The organism is Rufibacter sp. XAAS-G3-1, assembly GCF_013623775.1.
Taxonomy (GTDB): Bacteria; Bacteroidota; Bacteroidia; order Cytophagales; family Hymenobacteraceae; genus Nibribacter.
On record NZ_JABFAM010000018.1, the window covers coordinates 1 to 18,101 of the forward strand.

The 18,101-nt window shown below is 46.1% G+C and carries 15 protein-coding genes; 9 read left to right on the top strand and 6 right to left on the bottom strand.

Going from position 1 to position 18,101, the window contains the following annotated elements; all coding sequences use genetic code 11:
• From HHO50_RS17540 to HHO50_RS17555, 4 genes are all read right to left on the bottom strand, one after another.
• Positions 1–213: hypothetical protein (locus HHO50_RS17540; protein WP_181307926.1), on the bottom strand; the 213-nt coding region annotated here is incomplete at its 3' end.
• A 63-nt stretch (positions 214–276) separates the two neighbouring features.
• On the bottom strand, positions 277–2,457 hold the full coding sequence (locus tag HHO50_RS17545; protein ID WP_181307928.1) for a TraM recognition domain-containing protein: 2,181 nt from the start codon (positions 2,455–2,457) through the stop codon (positions 277–279).
• Between the two features lie 191 nt (positions 2,458–2,648).
• Positions 2,649–3,671 (bottom strand): DUF5712 family protein, encoded by a 1,023-nt coding sequence (locus HHO50_RS17550; protein ID WP_181307930.1) that lies wholly within the window; start codon positions 3,669–3,671, stop codon positions 2,649–2,651.
• A gap of 12 nt (positions 3,672–3,683) precedes the next feature.
• On the bottom strand, positions 3,684–4,181 hold the full coding sequence (locus HHO50_RS17555) for a BfmA/BtgA family mobilization protein (protein WP_181307932.1): 498 nt from the start codon (positions 4,179–4,181) through the stop codon (positions 3,684–3,686).
• A gap of 762 nt (positions 4,182–4,943) precedes the next feature.
• Between HHO50_RS17555 and HHO50_RS17560 the strand changes: the two genes are divergently transcribed.
• The 4 genes from HHO50_RS17560 (at position 4,944) to HHO50_RS17575 (ending at position 9,108) form a co-directional block, all read left to right on the top strand.
• Positions 4,944–5,669, top strand: a complete 726-nt coding sequence (locus HHO50_RS17560) for a ParA family protein (RefSeq protein WP_181307934.1) — start codon at positions 4,944–4,946, stop codon at positions 5,667–5,669.
• 4 nt (positions 5,670–5,673) lie between these two features.
• Positions 5,674–6,231, top strand: coding sequence for a hypothetical protein (locus HHO50_RS17565; RefSeq protein WP_181307936.1), 558 nt, complete (start codon positions 5,674–5,676; stop codon positions 6,229–6,231).
• A gap of 616 nt (positions 6,232–6,847) precedes the next feature.
• Positions 6,848–7,789: a replication initiation protein gene (locus HHO50_RS17570; protein WP_066834033.1), complete on the top strand. Its 942-nt coding sequence runs from the start codon at positions 6,848–6,850 to the stop codon at positions 7,787–7,789.
• Positions 7,790–8,121: 332 nt separating this feature from the next.
• Positions 8,122–9,108, top strand: a complete 987-nt coding sequence (locus HHO50_RS17575) for a hypothetical protein (RefSeq protein WP_066833936.1) — start codon at positions 8,122–8,124, stop codon at positions 9,106–9,108.
• 779 nt (positions 9,109–9,887) lie between these two features.
• Here HHO50_RS17575 and HHO50_RS17580 read toward each other — a convergent pair.
• A complete protein-coding gene (locus tag HHO50_RS17580) occupies positions 9,888–11,849 on the bottom strand; it encodes a toprim domain-containing protein (RefSeq protein ID WP_066833938.1) in 1,962 nt (653 codons plus the stop codon).
• Between the two features lie 85 nt (positions 11,850–11,934).
• A complete protein-coding gene (locus tag HHO50_RS17585) occupies positions 11,935–12,315 on the bottom strand; it encodes a hypothetical protein (RefSeq protein ID WP_066833940.1) in 381 nt (126 codons plus the stop codon).
• Positions 12,316–12,598: 283 nt separating this feature from the next.
• Here HHO50_RS17585 and HHO50_RS17590 point away from each other — a divergent pair, with 283 nt between their 5' ends.
• The 5 genes from HHO50_RS17590 to HHO50_RS17610 all read left to right on the top strand — a co-directional run bounded on the left by HHO50_RS17590 (position 12,599) and on the right by HHO50_RS17610 (position 18,095).
• On the top strand, positions 12,599–13,285 hold the full coding sequence (locus tag HHO50_RS17590) for a hypothetical protein (protein ID WP_181307938.1): 687 nt from the start codon (positions 12,599–12,601) through the stop codon (positions 13,283–13,285).
• 157 nt (positions 13,286–13,442) lie between these two features.
• On the top strand, positions 13,443–13,847 hold the full coding sequence (locus HHO50_RS17595; RefSeq protein WP_181307940.1) for a hypothetical protein: 405 nt from the start codon (positions 13,443–13,445) through the stop codon (positions 13,845–13,847).
• Positions 13,848–13,857: 10 nt separating this feature from the next.
• On the top strand, positions 13,858–14,190 hold the full coding sequence (locus tag HHO50_RS17600) for a hypothetical protein (RefSeq protein ID WP_181307942.1): 333 nt from the start codon (positions 13,858–13,860) through the stop codon (positions 14,188–14,190).
• Positions 14,191–14,278: 88 nt separating this feature from the next.
• Positions 14,279–16,753: a VirB4 family type IV secretion system protein gene (locus HHO50_RS17605; RefSeq protein ID WP_181307944.1), complete on the top strand. Its 2,475-nt coding sequence runs from the start codon at positions 14,279–14,281 to the stop codon at positions 16,751–16,753.
• A gap of 1 nt (position 16,754) precedes the next feature.
• Entirely contained in the window at positions 16,755–18,095 is a 1,341-nt protein-coding gene (locus HHO50_RS17610) for a hypothetical protein (protein ID WP_181307946.1), read from the top strand.
• Positions 18,096–18,101 lie beyond the last annotated feature (6 nt).

The following is an 18,101-nucleotide window of genomic DNA, read 5'->3' on the forward strand; positions in this document are numbered from 1 at the left end:
CCACTCTCCGTCTACATACTTCTGCATAAATTCCAGGGCTTCCCCATCAGGCATCGGGCCATTGCTCATAACTAGGGCAAAGCCATGATTTGCGATGTTTTCACGCTCCGCTCTCTTTGCCAGCTCTTCAAGGCTCAATCCTACTGGGGCAGGCTTGAAAAAGGTGCCCCCGGGCTTCCAATTGCTATTTTCCATGCTTTGTTTTTCACTCAATCAACTATACAATATACGCAAAAATGGCCAAAAAAGCCAGTGCAAACACGGGATAAAAGCCTGCTACTCCTCTCCAGGGGCCAGCGTGTTAGGATACATTTCTACTGTTTCCTTTACCTCGTCGCGCACTTTTTGGTAATTTGCCTGGACTATTATTCGTTGCGCTTCCTGTGAGTCGGTTTCACCTTCGTCTGCAAAGAGCGCGAATGGCTCCAGTTCATGTGGTTCCGTTTGTGCATCGCTGCGGTCTATCCGCCCTTGGAAAAAGGTAGATTCTGTTTCAACCGTCTGACCTATAAATTCGCCCTGTTCCAACCCTACGGCATCCTGGATACGGACCAAATTTCGTTCCTGAAGGCTTATGCTTTGGTTCTGGCTCCGGTTCCGGTGGCCAGAACCGCCGGTGCTGCTGCCACTGCTCGTTGATACCATTGACTTATCTTCCCGACCGACGATTTTAGAAATGAGCTCCGCCGTCTCCATGTTGTTCACTTTCCCGATAAACCAATTATTGAGGTTACTGATCATCACCTGCATTTTGTCCCGCCCATAGGAGTCAACCATCTGACTCAAATCCTGGCTCATGTAAATGGTAGCTATTTTATTACTTCTGGCCGTCGCGGGGATTACCTCCAGTCCAGGCACGTAGATAGTAGCTGCCTCATCCAAAAAAACATAGCTTGGGTGCTTCCGCTGCTGGTTCATCAGTTTGAGCGCTACGGTTATGATACAGCTGATAACCGGTGAAAAAGTGTCTTTCAGGGTGGGGTCATTGCCGATACACAACAACTTAGGATTGTTCGGGTCATTCAGGTTTAAAGAGAATCCCTCTCCCCTACTTTCATCCGGGGTAAGCACCCAGACAATTTCCGGGCTGTTGATGCGGCTCAGGATAATTTGCAAGGTGGCCACGACCCCGGCAATTTGTTTCTCGGCCTTCTGTTCTACTGCGGTGATGAGGCTTCGGACCATGTCTCCGCACTCTATGTCTGTATCCAGCATAGATAAAACGTGCCTAAAATCCTTATACAGGGCCGTGGCCACTACATGGGGGATGGTGCAGTAATCGGGGAAGTTCTTGCGGTAAAACCAAATGATGCCCGTTAAAAAAGCAATCGCGGACGTACTGAAGAACTCCCCTGAATTCTTAATCGTATTTGTATTCAGGTTATTGATGATCGCCCGGCTGTATTCTTCGGCGAAGGCAACTACGGGCATTTCCTCTGGCCTTAAGGGGTTAAGTCGCTCCGTGCGTGACAAATCCCGGAAATTGATGATATGAAGTTGTACGCTGGGCACAGATTGGCCTTTAGCTTCAGCTTGTTCGGCAGCAAGGGTTAAGGCACGCTGCGCTACTTCTGTTAGTACAGGGAATTTAAAATCGTAAATCAAACCGGCCCAGTTTTTACTGGCAAATTGCTCAATCACCGGTTCCCCAATACTGTATGACTTCCCGGCTCCTGCACCTCCTAACACCAGATTCCCCCGAAAAGCGTTTGGAACGTTTATAAAACCTCCGTCTTGGGTTGGCAAGCTGAAGCCGTTTTCTGAAGTAAGCTTTTTACGTTCAGTGGTTAATCCGAATTCTGGCCGTTTGCTGCGGGCGATAACCAAACCGGCGACGAAGGTGCTGAGAATTGCAAATAGGCTGGCCATGGGGTAGCCATACAATATAAATTCCGAGGAAAACTTTGCAATTGTTAAAAGTACATAGCCACTTATCAGGAAAAATCCACCGCAAAGCAGGAAAATAACCGTCCTGCTTTTTCCAGGTATCGGTTTAAGCTTGGGCTGCCCTATTCTCCTATCCGGGGCTTTCTGGATGAAAAGAAATGCAAGCGAAGCAGCCAATAGGGAAATTCGGAAGTAAACACCAGCCTTCTTATATATACTGTCAGCTTTCAAGAGAGATTTTTGCTTAATGCCATCTCCGGTACTCCCCAATCTACCATCTGCCCCCTCTACGGCACTAATGCTGTCCCTACCTGCCACCCCTTTGACTGATTCAGGGTTCTTACTCACCCCCGTGCTCATACGGTCTGCTTGCCGCCGCCTCAGCTCAATCTGTCGGGCAATTCTCTTTTGTTGTGGCGTAAGTTCGGGGTTTGCTTTCACCCAAGCATGTGCCTGGCGTATCTCTGCTTGATGGAGCAATACATAATAATCCCCAAACGCTATTGCTAAAACTACTAATCCAGTAACTAAGGCTAGGTTTTGATTCTTACCCGGTGTAGGTACCTGCATAATTATCTCTTCTTAAAATAAAATATGGTTCCACTCCCCTTCCCTAGGAAGCCCGGCACAGAGCTGCGTCTGCTCCGGACATGTTGCATTTTATAATAATCTCATAATTTACCTGGCATCCCTTATTTTTCACGATTTAGACTTGGGGTTACAATGTCTTAACAATTGTAAAATCAACAGACATAGCGACCCTAATCTATTTCCATTTCTCCATTCCTACGGATTTTCCGCTCACCTATTTCTTCTGTTTTATTATTATTACCTGTACCTGAGTTCACCGCATGCTGGAAAGCGTGGAGCAAATTTCTAACCGGTGCCTTACTCGGTATGGGATGCTCCCTTCCTGTCTGCAATAGATAGTAGGCATTATCAATCGGCTTTCCCTGTTGCGCCTTCGTTTCAATCCGTTTTAAGGAGCGGTAAAAAGTCTTGTCAAAATTTCTGCTAACGGCGATTTCCTTTACGCGTTCGCCATCAAGCCTTTGGCTTTTGGGCACATTTCTATTAATATCTTCTACTCGCTCCCCTATGCGTATGGACCTGGTGACATCCCGGCTAGCATCCCGTTGTTTGATCTTTATTTTTTCTTTCTCTTTAGCCGTGTACCTGAATTGCTGCTCAAACTGCTGCCCAGACTTCCGCTGCCATTCTATCAAGTCAAACCTGCTTTTGCGCCCTTTGGGATTCAAGGTTATCATTTGGTTTTTGTCCCGTGCACTGACAATTATATGCACATGCGTCTGTAAGCCTGGTCGCTTATCACCTACCTTTACTTCCCCGGACAATACCTCCTTGTCCGTTCCCCGGTAGTTCCGGTCGTGATGGATAGTAGCAGCCCATACCAGGTCTTTGGACGCTAGTCGCTCGCCCCCTTTCAGGTTAAAATTTTGGGCATACAGCTCCATGACCTGCCGAGTATAGGCTTTCAATAGTTGCTCGTCATTTTTGATGTGCGTGAGCTCATCTGCACTGGGACTTATGATAAGGGAATAGAATTTGGAAGCATTTGCAGTAAGTCCTTTTACATTAGAGTCAATATCCTGTTGTACCCGTTCAGGCTTTAAACCATCGCTGTCCTGATTAAAGAAAATTCCTAAATCTTCTTTCTCTCTCTTTGCCTCATGAACCAAATAATTAAGCGTTTGCAGACTGCTACCATTATTGTCATATGCTGCTAGACCGTGTGATTTGGGGTTTATCAGTTTTATATACATGCCCTTCTCCGCTTAGGTATCTGTATTCGGTTGTTTCAGTTTCTTCTTTTTACCAGGCGCAATCTCCTTAGCTGAATCAAAAATTAACTTAAGTTGATTCGTGATAGCACCCTCGTTCTGTTCTTTCAAGGTTCTGAGTTTACTTCTTCCGTTTCTCAACTCCTCGTCATTATACGTGCTCAACGCAATCTCTTCCATGCGTAACACACGGTCAATCGTCACCCTTGAACGTATCAACTCTTCCAACATCACGGATAATAATCCTCGTTCTTGTTCTTGCATATAACCAAATATCCGGTCGCCTAAACGTTTTATATCCTGCATGATCAAAGCACCTTCCCTTGCCTCAATTTCAACTGGATTCAATCCCCTTGTACCGAAGTAGTTCACGGCTGCATCTAGGTAATCAATCGCGGACAAGCCTAGGCGCTTAGCTTCTTTGGCTAATAAGTGATGTGTCACCGCATGAAGGCGTGCACTGGTAGTACTTGTTTTTTCGAGTTTGCTCATACCATTGAAAATCCAAATATCTTTACTATATATCTACAAAATATTACTGACTACTAAGCACTTATGTTTCATTCTCTACATTTTTAAGCTATGCTTAAAAACAAGTATTTATAAATCAGTGCCTTAGCATTGCATTTTAAATGCTCTTCTTGCTAAAAGAAGATACTAAAACGCATTGGACTTAGGTTCTTAAGATTGGTTGTTTAGTGAGGTAAACTTTCAAGTGATGATACCAATGATTATGCATTGCAAGTCTTACCACTTCTTAATGAAATCTGTTATATTGTTATAATATTATAAGTTTATATGGTTATATATAATTCAAACTTAATGATATCAGCAGCCAATAGCTGGTTATAAAAATATAAACTTATATTGTTATAACCAGCTCATCAAAGTTTGATTGCTTATTACTACTTTTATAATATTATCGTTTTATTATTTTATAAAACGATAATATTATAAAAGTATAATTGAATAAAGGTGCTATATTATTATGTTATACTATTATAACAATATAATTGCGCACTATTATACAATTATAAGAATACATTTGTGTCTTTTTATAATTGTATAAAAATATAGTAAAGGAAGAATATATTTTTATAATAATCTATGATTATTGCTTTATAATATTATAGGAAATTAAACCAATAATATTATAAAGTTATTTAAGTATAAAATTGCGCTATGATAAAGTTATAAAGCTATATTGTTATAACTTTGTAAAAAGAAGCTAAGTGATTTAGAAAAAAGTTAGTTATGAAAATTATAAGTTTTGCGACCCAAAAAGGAGGGTCAGGAAAATCCACGTTGACGCTTGTCCTGGCAGCAGCGTTGGCAGTAGACTATAAACTTAAAGTAGCGGTTCTGGATTGTGACTACCAGCAAAGCATCGTGAAAACCCGTGTCCAGATAGATGAGGAAAGTTTGCAATTGCTAAAAGAGTCGAACCCGGATGCTACCTATCCCTTCGATATTTTCTCTATTGACTTAAATGGAATTTTTGATTTTGTGGATAACCCGGAAAATGATTACGATTTAGTATTCATTGATGTACCGGGCCGGGCCGATGGCGATGATGTTTTTAATGCGCTTACTGCCTGTGATGCGGTCATAGTTCCATTAGTTGCTGATTATTTGGATAGGGCAAGCACGGCTGAATTTATGCATATTCTGCAAACGATTAAAACAGAGGCGGATAAGGCGGAAATACCCTTTGAGTATTTCGGTATTTCCACGAAGCGCTCTAACAATAAGGAGGAACAGGAAATGGATGATTATGTGGATGCCCTGGGACTAGCACGTTTTAAATCCTCCCTTAGCTACCGGGCAGCTTACAAGCGCGCATCTACTCTGTACAGCCTGACAACACCCGCATATCTGCGCTATGTAGGTGGAGATAAAAATGTCTCCGAAGAAATACATGCGGTCTGCAATGAATTAATTGAACGCATGGAATTACCCGTAAAATCTGTAACAGAATAGGAAAATGGCAGAACAAGAAAATAACGGCAATAGCCAAAGCGAGAAAAAAGAGGTTAAAAAGCAAGGTGCGCCAAAATTCGGGAAAGCACGCATCGTGGTTCCCCAAGCTTCACGCGAAGCAGCCCGTTCAAACATGGCCGGGGAAGCGATGGTAAAAAGCATGAAGACGGAAACGGCTCCAGTTGCTGAACCGGAAACACCGACACCGGAAATTACCCCGTTAGTTGACATAGACTTTAAGGGTGAGAGTAGAGGAGAAGAGCGGACTGAAAATAATTCAGCTACTGAGCCGGTGGATGCCGAGAAGTCTGCCGCTCCAGAAGGAAAGAAAGCTCGCGCCGCTGCAAGGAAAGCAGCCCCAAGTGCTGAAAATCAGCCAGAGGAAACCAAGAATGTCAGGCTGCTGAGTTCTCTATGGTTGGACGCAAAATTCAACCTGGTGCAGTTGAATGGAAGTGGTGGCCCATCCAATCTGACAGATTATGCTGAAGAGGCATTCAGATTGTATGAAAAACACCTTCTTAAAACAGGTAAGATCAACAGATCTCGAACAGATAAATAATCTGCGGTTATAAGTAGTTACCAAACCTGCACTTTTATCCAATTAATGCCCTTATTCTATAACTTAATTAAGTTAAAGCTAGGTTTCATCAGCCAAAAGCTAGGTTCTATCAGTAAAACCGGGCTTTTCCCTTCCTAATGCTAATTGTTTTAGCATCTAGTATAATAGAAGGTCTCTCTACTGATGAAACCTAGCTTTTAATGTTATTATTTATATTTTTTATGCTTAAAGTACAATCTGCGCGCCCAAACCTCCTACTTTATTAGATTTTTTTGTTGCTTTCTTTCCCACTTTTTTTACATCTGCTCCAAACCAAACCTCTAAAAGCCTATTTTTTTTAACTACAAGTTTGTAGTATTTATGTTATTTGTTTAGTATTTGCAGGAGCCATAAGAGATTGGTTCCCTGCTCATTAAGCGTACTTAAAGCTAGGTTTTATCCGTTTAAAGCAAGGTTTCATCAGTCAAAAGCTAGGTTTGATAGGTGAGAAGCAAGGTTTGATAAGCGGAAAAGCAAGGTTTCATCAGTCAAAAGCTAGTAGAGTTTTAGAAACTTGCTTTTCCTTATAAATTTTCTATATTTGACCGAAAGTTGTGCAATTACTAGTTGGTGGACAATGGCAAAAGGGGTAACAGAGGCAAAAGAACCGCATAAATTGGAAATTAGGCAACATAACGCTATTACAACGGCGCGTTATGAGATGTCAGCTATAGAGATGGATATTTCGTTTTTCCTTCTTTCCAAACTGCGTGCCGATGACAAACCTGGTACAAAATACCAAATTTCTGTGAGGGAATTGCAGGAAGTCACTGGAAGACAATGGCACCATGGCCAATTTCTGGAGGCGACATCTGCACTTAGGAGCCGGGAATATGTCTTTGAGGATAATAAAACCGTTTTACAGGTGGGGTTATTGGCTTCTGCCTTGCATAGAAAAGGGGAGGGGTTGATTGAACTTGAAATCTCTGAGAACATAAGGCCGTACCTGATAGACTTAAAGAACAACTTTACCAGCTTTCAGCTCCAGGCGGCCTTTATGCTACCCAGCAAGTGGGCTAAACGCATCTATCAGATTGCAAGTCAATGGAAGGACATCGGAGAAACCAAGATATACTCCATAGATGATTTAAAGGTAATCTTGCACCTAAAAGACCCCAAAAACAAGGAAAAGGAGCAATATTCATCCATCTCCTTGTTTAAAAAGAACGTTCTCGATATTGCTGTGGAGCAAATCAATAAATTCACCGACCTGAGAATAAGCTATGTGTTGACGAAAAGAGGCCGGGTTTTCACGCATATCCGGTTCTACGTGAACAAACAGACGATTCAGCAATTACCGTTAGCTTTCGATTTGCCAACCGAAGATGTAAGGAGACAGAATGCCCGGACTATCCTGGACGATTTAAATATTATCGAAGAGAAACTGGTTAATAGAATCTTGCAGGACGAGAATTTACTGAACAAGCTTTTCCAGTTCAACTATAAATTGAAAACTGACAAAATTAAAGCCACATCCAATCCCGGGGGATTATTCCTAAAAATTGCTGGTTTGGTCTAAAAGCTAGGTTTCATCAGTCAAAAAATATGCGCATTGGTAAATTAGCAACGGCCAGGGTACAGAATTAACAAAGTACAGGAATTATAAATTTTGACCGTCCCGCCCTCCGGGCGGTCAATGGCAGCTGCTTTTTGCAATTGCAGACTGCCAAGGCCAAAAAATGAGAAATTGTTTCTCACAAAATAAACATAGGTTTTACTGGATGTAAAAGAAGGCCAAAAAAGGGGGTATTTTTTGTTATTTTATGTATCTATTAATATACATTAACGTATAATATAATATACATAGAATAGCAATTGCAAATCATCATTCACCTTTAAACCTAGGAAACCATGTCAACTCAAAGCACAAACCTCGATAAAGCTACTTCATGGGACAACATCTGTTTTCCGGTAAAAGAAGAAAAATTGCAAAGCCTTTTGCCTGACAACTACAATCTGCTGCCGTCGGACAGGCAACGGGCTATCGTCGGTACTATGCCGGACGGTACACAGCATATATTTGCCCTGCAAAGCGATGAATATACGCTGATTCCTAATCAGCTTCTGCGCTCGGTGGTGGACAGCGTGGCAAAAGATTACACGGTTGATGCCCGATATTCAACCCGTGGGGATTTCAGCATTAATGTTATCCTTCCTGACAGCCTGAAGGTGGGCAATGAGCGGATATATAAGAACTTAATTATAAACAATTCATATACTGGCAAAAGCCCTTTCAATATCCAAGGTTCGTCCATTGAATCAACGAACGAAGAAAAAGTAAAGGTTTCCTATTATCGGCAAATATGTTCCAATGGCCTGATGGGCTGGGCAGATGAATTTATGTCCTTTGAAGAATATTTTAGCTGGCTGGCCAATGGTCAACCTAAGAAATACCTGGATGCTTTAAAGGAAAAAGTAGAACACGTGAACATTGAGAGGATTAGAAAAGAAGAAAGAATCCTAGCGGAAACATTCCATCACAAAGGGCTGAACCTGGAAATATTCAGGGAACATTTAACTAAAATTCTGCGGAACTTCATAGCGCAGAAAGATTCAGTTACCGGCACGGTATACAATAAACTGGTAGGGGTGGCCATGCCTACCGATGCCGACATTCAAAAAGTTATTACCGAAGCCGGTTTACCAAAGAAGCTGGCCGCCCTGGCCGTGGAGCGGTTAAGGTTTGAGGAAAAGGAATTGGAAACCGAAGCGAATCTATGGTTGGTTTACAATGCTGCGAACTTTGCCCTTTTTAACGGAAAATCTGCCTTAACCATAAACGAACGCTTCAAAGCTGACCAGAAGGCTTTTAATAATATTGCGGCAATGGCTTTATAACTAAAAAGAAATTCACAGAAATAGGTGGGGCCAAGAAATCCTCACCTATTTTTTTGCCTAATTGGGAAGGGCGCTTTTGCAATCGCAAGATTTTTCAAACCATTTTTTCCCTACCGCCCAACTCTTTGCAAATGGTGGGTTCGCTTTATCTGCGAACCCACCATTTGCTTTCTTCTTCCTTTCTGGAAGTGGGGGAGGGACGCTGTATGCAGCGGGATGCGGGTCCATGGAGTAAAACGGAATGGTTCCGCATCCCGCTGCATACAGCGTACCCGGCTTCTTCAATAACCCCCTTCCGGCCTTAGCCGGTGTTCCATCCGTATGGTGGGTTCGCCTTTTCTGCGAACCGGCCATACTCCATTTACAAGGCTCCTGGGTATAGGGTAGGGGAGTACGGTGTAAGTTAGGGCTGCTGGCTCCGTTAACCTTCACCAGCAGCCCTAACTTACACGGTGCTCCCCGGTTTTCCGGAAGAACCCGCGTTAGGGATACCGGCCACTTGTCCGCATAAAACTGGATTTTTCAGCCAGTTTTATAGGTGGCCGCCGTAGGGGAGTAGCCCGGCCGCCAGGCAACGCCCAAGATATTGATTAATCCTTAAAATACTCAAACTGCCACGACAGGCATTTTTTTTAAAGGGCGGTAGGGAAAAGTAATTTTGGATACTCTCTACTATCTCGATGAACCTAAATTAAAAAGCCTCTCTAGATTTAGAGAAGGCTTTTAGAATGACATGGTTTTCGTTATTTGATACGGCTTAATAAATCTAACCAGGTTTACTACCTCGTTATTTCTTGCTGGGAGAGCCTATGGTTCTCAACTTTTCCCGCTATCTCCCGTCTTTCGGCACGGTCTGAATGATGCTCAACCACATCATTCCCTTTTTGGTTACCTATTGCGTCCAAAGTCTTGGATATCCTGCCTATTTCCGGGTCATCCGTCCGGTAGGCAACTTTCATTTCTGAGTGCCTCAGGCCATTAGTGGACGTACTCTGAATATCGCCCACCTTTGCCCCACTCCGTTCCACCGTATCTTTCACAGCCTCTGCCTGGCCTTTCACACCCGTCCCCTTATCTTTTTCCTCCACTTTAATGATTAACTCCTTTTCAGAACCAGGCCCAGCCAATTGTTCCTTAGCCGGTAACAGCTGACCAGCATCCGTTTTGGCCGGAACCACACTTGATGTTTCAAGAGTTGTTTTACCCTTTTGGCCTTCTTTAGGCTGCTGCCGTCTCTCCAGGGTGTCGTTGGGCTGCTGCACTTGCAGGAGGTGCTGGGCTTGTTCCAGGCGTTGGGATTCCGCTCGAAGCTGTTCTTTCTGTAGCCGCTGCGCCTCACGCTCCCGCTCATCTTGCGCGGCCTGTGCCTGGATCTCTGAAGTGGTTAATCCCTGAGTAGCTAGTTCCAAATCACGGTTGTAATCTTTTGCGATTGGATATTCTACCCGGATGAAATTTACCGGGTGCCGTTCCTGCTCCGGGCGAAGCTGCTCGCGTTGCCGGTAGAGCTCCTGGCTGATTACTTCCAATTGGGCCGTATCGGCCTTAGCTACGCTAAGCTTTATGACCGTGTCCTTTTCGGTGGAGCGTTGCACCTTCATTTCAATACTCGGCTCTTCCTGTACCGAATTGATACGGTCCACCTGGCGGGTTAGATAGTTGACGCGTTCGGCCCCTTCCTGGCTGTTTTCATGATGGTACTCCACCCGCAAATTAGCGTGGTACCTCCCAGCGGTAGCGTGCCATTGCACCGGGCGGCTGGCCTCACGGTAAGCCTCCTGGTTGGCCAATTCCTTGAATGGTCGGGCAGGCTGCAGATCATTCAGGTAATTGATATTGAACCTTCTTCCCCCCACATCCCTATCATCGGCCAGTATTACCTCCTGGGGGTTTTGCTTATCGATGACTCGTTGGATCAAAGCCGTCTGTCTTTCGGTTACAGTTCCGGCAGTGGCAATGTACATGGTATTCTTACCGTCATTTTTCAGTTGGTGGTAACTCATGGAATCGATGGCGCTTTCATTCAAAACCAGCCTTTCAATAGGAGTTCCTTTGCCCTGGGTAGGGTGGGAAACCCAAATGCCATCCTTAGGTAGCTCCAGCAGGTTTTTATAGCCGGTGTTCTTCTGTTCCACACTGGCCAGCCCATGCTCATTGTAAAGGGGAAAAGCGGTATTCCGGAACCCGTGTTCGTTTTTCTCGGTCGTGAATACCCGTCCTTGAAAGGCTGGGCTGTCCAGGGTTTCGTCTGTGAGGGAGCGGCTATAGAGGTAAGTCCGATCAGTTAACTCTCTTTTCACGCCTAATACCTCTGAAATCAGTCTGGTTCTTTTTTCTTCCTCTATTTCCGCTTCAGTGGCTGTTTCCCCCTGCTCCTTTGGCTTTCCCTCCAGCCGGGCTGGAACAAGAGCTGTAGCATAGGCTTTTTGTGGCTCTGGGTATTCATTCAGGTATTCGCGCAGGTGTTGCCGTACTTCCCCCAGGTTTTTATGCTGCCTGGTTTTCACGAAATCGATGATGGTACCTTTATCGCGGTCATCACCTGGGTTGAAATACACCTGCTTATCGTCTTTCCTGCTAACGATAATATGCTCCCCCCCATTTTCCAGGTGCTGCCAATCGTCGCGCTTTCCCTGCGCTTTGATTTGATAACCTTGCCTCAGGGCATATTCCACTAAGTCTATCCGTTCCTTAAACCGCTCCAGTTCCTGCGGATCATTCTCCAAAACTTGTCGTTCCATGCTTGTATGAGCTTTTGATAATCCATAAAATACAAATAGCGGGTAAACCCGCTATACTCTCCAATATGAATACCCTTCCCAGGCTTTAGTGGGGCGGGGCCTTAGCCAAGCTATCAATATAGGCAAGCTGCTCTTTAAACTTACCTAGTTCCTCCTTACCCGGGAAAAGGAATAGATAACGGTCTTCTTCACCGTTGGATAAAGGGTTTCGGGAAGCAGTAGTTTCAAATGAAAGTGCTGCCAAAATCCTTTGCAAGAGAAGGTGTTCCTTTCTCTTCAGGGTACTGTTCTTAAGATTCACGACGGTGGTATAGGGAAATAAATATTGCTTACAGAAAGCCTTTACCTGCCCATGCCCTAAGAGCTTTAACCGGTATTGAATATAGCGTAGTACATCTGCATATAATACAAACAGGCTAGGGTCCGGAAACCCTAAAGGTTGAACGGATTCGGTTGTAGGAACCATTAAGAACTATTTCAATTGTTAACCTAAGAGCGCTTCTCTGCTATGGGGGGGTTAGCAATTGCATCCTTATTATAGATACCTACAATATATATTATATTTTTTTACAAACTAAATAATTCCCTCAAAATCACATCACTATAACTATTGAATCACTATGTGTCAATTAACGGATAATGTTTCCTAGAGTTTGCCGCCCTCTATATTAACAAAAAAATAACTTCTTACTAACTTTTGAATATGTTTTGTATAACTATCTATTTTTTTTCCCGTTCAAGGGAGAAATATGCCGCAGGAGACCTTCATTATTGGTTTAGTGCTAATTCCAATGTTATTGTTGGTGGCCTTGCTCTGGTGGCGGTTTTATGGAAATGGTAAAGAGACACGGAAAACGATAAGGAAATCAAGAACCGGTAATTACAGGCCACTCAGAACGTATCGATATGAAGTCCGGGATTTTGTAACAACGGTGGGCGAATATCAGGAAACTGACCCCGGAACTTCGGGCACGTTACTGGATGAATTATTAAGTGAGGAAGAATACCTAGATGATATAAGCATGGCGGAAACGCCTGTTAGTTGCGATGATAGCCGTGATACCCCATATACCGATTCCGGAATCAGTCCGAGCACTGCCACGGAACATACTGACTCTGTTGCGGCTGGCGGTAAGAAGGAAAGCTTAATGCCTGATGGGAGAAAGACCTTTACCCATGATGTATTTCCGGAGATTGGGCAAAGCGATAGCCCTGCCCAATCTCTTTATTACAACCCCCTTACGGCACCAGCCCCGACTGACAACGATAAAAAGAACAGGGAAGCCGAAATCGCCTTGAAAAGGCGGAGGAGAGCGGAATTGAAAAATAACGCTTCGGCTGCCCAATCCGGTTTCAGCGCATTGTTTTCACCGGAATCACCGGTTAAAAATGCAGCAGCCGGCTCAACTGCTGACAGTGAAAAATTTGACAACTAAAGTCTTTTAGCAATGGCCTTAGAACTCACACGTCCAATTACCTGCTCGAAAAACATCCCTTCAACCCGCTTGGGTATTTCAAGGGTTATACAAATGGCTTCCTCAGGGATTAAGCAACCCTTTTATATATCAAATTAACTAAAGCTAAATACAAAAAATGTTTACTGAGACCTACAAAAGGAGTGCTGGCCTGGTGGCGCAAATCTCTAGTTCGATTCATTCGCTTGTGCTTTCTGGCCGCCAATATGAGGCCTCTCCCTGGGAGAAAAGGATGATGGCTACTGCTATGGGCTTAACCCTGACGAACGCGGCAATGGCCCAAGGGGGCACCGCTGCTGCTTTAGAGGGGGTCCAAGAAACCATCATCACCATCGTCCAGGTTGTTTTCTCCATTATTCTGGTGATTGGATTGATCCGGGTCGTGATGAAATTCGTCAACGGGGCACCGGATGCCCTTTCCTCCTTAGGATGGCTGGTCGGCGGGGTAATCCTCTGGTTCGGTTTCCAATTCTTCAAAGACGACTTGGTAGGAACCGTAGGCGGAGAAGGAGGAGTACGTTAACCACCTCTATATGCGCTCTTACAAAAGTATTGAAAAGCCGGCTCAGGTCCTTGGGATGAACATCATGGACTTGGGCTTGGTGGTCGGTCTGTTCATCGGCTCGGTGCTGTTGCTGGGTTTTCTGAACATGATGGTGCCTATCCCGCGCCTGGTTTATTTGGCGGTTTTCCTATTGGAGGTAGGGTTGATTCTGGCAATGCGGTTTTTAACGAAAACCCATCCTCCTGGCTTCCTGATAGGCTGGCTTTCTTTCCAATTCGTGCAGCCCCGGCGCATCGCCGTAGGCCTTGTCCCCCCAGTGAAGAGAAAAGATGAAAAAGCAAAAATCGGTTCCATTCAGTAAAGTAATGCCGGTCCATTCCTTCGAGGATAACAAAGTTATCTTCAAAGATGGGCGTGTAGCGGTCGGGTTCGTAGTTGAGCCGGCGGAGATGGAGGCCTGGACCCAACAGGATTTTATCTCTTTCAACAATGCTTTGCTGGGGGCATTACGGCCATTGCCAATCAACACGATTGTCCAGAAAACGGATATTTACTATGACCGCCCTTATCGGGAAGACAGGAAAGAACAGACCTATTTCGAAGGGAGAATGAACAAGCATTTCTTTGAACGGCTGGTTCTTTTCCAAAAATCCTACCTGTTCCTGAGCTTTGCCCCGGCGGAGGTGAAACCGATTAAAACCAATGCCCTCAACGCCTTGGTTTCCCGCATGGGGGAAACCCTGATGAAAAACCCCTTTGAGAACCTGCTCCACACTTTGGAAATCGCCGAGGCCGTAGCCCAGGAGTTCTCCACGGCAATATCTGGAACGGGGGAGGTGGAGATTATGCGCATGGGCTCGGAGGAAATCAGCGACCTCTACCATCAATATTTCAACCTCAATTTTGACATGGTGCCCCGGCGGCAGGAGCGTGAAATCCTGAACGAGGCAGGTACGCTGGCAGTGGGAGAGAACAAAGTGAACGTCATCTCCATGGTAGGGCAAGGCAGTGAGCAACACCCTGCCGTCCGTAACAGCTATGGGGTAACCGCCCCGATGCTTTACCCGCTTACCAACGCCCTGCAGTTCCCGCATATCCTAACCCAGGCCTTTGCCGTGCAGGATACCAGAGCCGCACTTTCCAGCCTGGACACAGATCGGAAACTGAACAATTCGCTTTCGAGGCTGGCCACGCAGGACAACCAGCTGCGGGCTGTCGAAATAGAGGAATTTACCGCCGAGGTAAGGGCAGGGAACAAGCAGATTGTCGGCTTGCACCTGTCTGTGCTGCTGTGGGAAACAAATGACAGCGTCCGGAAGGAGAACATTGAGAAAACGATGGCCGCCTTCCGGTCTATTTTCGGAACGGAGAGCGTGGTGGAATCGCATCTGTCCCTGCCTCTATACTTCGGCCTGGTACCGGGAAATACTTGGCAGGTACCGGATAGGTGGCTGACCACTACGTCCGACCGCGGGGTATGCTATATGCAGTGGACGGCAACCTATAAAAATGACAACGTAGGGGAATATTTCTGCGACCGCAACCGTAACCTGCTGCAGGTTAACTTATTCAACACCGACCTGGACAATCAGAATGCCATTGTCATTGGCCCCTCCGGTTCCGGTAAAAGTTATACGTTCGGCTACATTGTCGTGCAGCGCCATGAGCGCAAGGCGCGGCAAATCCTGATTGATATCGGCGGTACGTACCGTAACGTGATCCAGTCGCTGAACGGGATAGACTTCGAGAATACGTACTTCGAGTATGACCCGGAGAACCCGATAGAATTCAACCCTTTCCTGGTACCCCGCTCCCCCGACGGGAGGAAATGGGTCTATAATGACGAGAAGATCAATTTCCATTTGGCCCTACTAGCGGTTCTGTGGAAAGGCGGGGCGGACAGTGCGCCGCTGAACAAGTCTGAAAGGGCGATCCTGAGCCGCTTTCTGATTCAATACTACACGTACTTGAATGAGGAGGGAAATGCTGGCCAAACCGACGAGGAAATACCCGGAATGGCCAGCTTTGTGCGCTTCGTGCGAAGATTTGACAGGGATATGCAGGCTACTCCTGCCACCGCGGACGGTAGGGAGGAAATGCGCAGCCAGTACAAAAAGGACATGAGTTACTTCGATATTCACCAATTCTTTTTAGTGTTGGCGCAATTCACTGAGGGTGGCCGTTACGAGAAAGTTCTGAATGCCCGGCAGGACGTAGAGCTATCTGAGCACCGGCTCATTTGCTTTGACCTGGCAAAGGTGAAGGCGGACCCTGACCTATACCCAGTGGTAGCCATGCTCATCACCGAGCTCTCGCTGGACCTGTTCCGCAAATTCCCGGACGATATCAAATACATTGCCCTGGACGAAGCCTGGGCCATGCTTTCCGGCGGTGTGATGGAGGACTTCATTGTTTCCATGTACCGCACCATCCGGAAAACCAACGGTTCGATTACCATTATCACGCAGGGGATTCAGGAAATCGTGGAAAGCAGAATAGGCTATGCGCTGATTAATAACAGCTCCACCAAGATTATCCTGCGGCACTCGAATCCGGACTCCCTAGTCAAGCTGCAGACCCCGCTGGGCTTTACGAACCACGAAATGGATTTAATCAAATCCGTCCGTTCTACGGCTGATTTCCGGGAGTTCTTTATCAAACAGGGTACCAAGGGGAAAGTGTACATTCTGGAGACTGCCCCGGAACTGGGTGCCATCCTGAGTTCCAAACCCATTGAGCGCAATCACCTGAACCGCTTGGTGAAGCGGTACCAGCAACAGCACAGGCGGTTTGCCATGGATAAAAACGGCAAGGTGAAAATGGAAAATGGCTACCCTGTGTTTGAGACGTTCACTGAACAGCGATTGGATTATGCGGTGGAGCAATTCACGGAAGATAAAAGAGCGGGCCTATTAGGCAAATGATATGGAGGCAGTATTACTCTTCGTAGCCCACGGAATTGATGACAGTTTCCTAAGAGCCTGCGACCGTTCCCTTGAGACTGTTCTGGCGGTGTGCCGGTTCATTACGCCTACGTTTATGAGCATTGCCCTGATCATCTCCATTGGGCGGGGGTATTTGTCAGGGCATGGCTTGCAGATTGACTTTTCGCCCATTATCAAGGCATTGGCCTTATTCCTGGTGCTCTTCTTTTATCAGGACCTGATGAATGTCCTGGGGGCTGGCATTAAAGGAGTGACGCAGCTATTCGATGGTTCGGGCAACGTAGGCGAAGCCCTGCAGAAGCTGACAACGCCACCAGGCATTGCCGCAGCGGCTCAATCCGATCATGTGGCGCAGACAGACGTGGTAGAGCAGGGTGGGGCCTGGTATTCTAAAATCTATAACAGCATCGCCAATTTTTCCCTGATGAACCTGATCACCCAGTTCTTTACCACGACTACGGTGATGCTGGTAAGGCAAATAGTGCTGTTTATCCGGCAATTCGTGCTAGGGTTCCTGTACGTAATCGGCCCCATCGCCATCTGCCTTTCCGTAATCCCCGCTTTTTCCGGGCTGGCCGGGAAATGGATGCAAAACTTTATCGCGGTACAGTTCTGGGCCCTGACCATGAATTTACTTGATTTGATCTATTCCAATTTTGCCGACCAGAATACTGCCGTAGGAGGTGTGTTTGGCGGTATGCTCACCCCAGGGCAAGGTTTCAATGACGTGCAATTCCTGCTGATGTCGGTCGCTTTCATTATTCTTTACTGCATGGTGCCTACCCTAACGGGCTATTTTATCGGCTCCACCGCGGTACAGGGCTTCCTGGGCGCAGCGGTAGGCGTTGCTGCCGGAGCGGCCAGCACGGCAGCGGGAGTGGTTGCCCCCCCTGCCGCAGGTGGCGGGGTCTCCGGCGTGCTTGGCAGGGCAATGGGATTCAGCAATTCTGGCGGCGGTGGTGCAGGCAGTGGGAGTTTGGGGGGAGAAACCGGGTCTGGTTCTGTTTTCTCAGGTGCGGCCCCGGCCATGCCCACGAGTGGTGGTGCTGGCACATCCGTTCGCTATAACGGCAGCATGGCTACTGCTGCTCCAGCCATGGCTTCCGGCGGATACGCTGGTGGGGCTAGCAGAGACACTACCTATGATTCCGGCTTTGGCACCGATAGCACAGCGCCTTATGACGCTCCTGATGATGGTGCTTCTGCCCTCCCTTCCATGGGTTCCTCGGGATTTATGCGCAACTCAGTAAGGAGAAGGAGGGAAAACCGAAAACCTCCAGCGTGGGATGAGGATGATTTAGATGACATATTCATTGATTGAAAATTG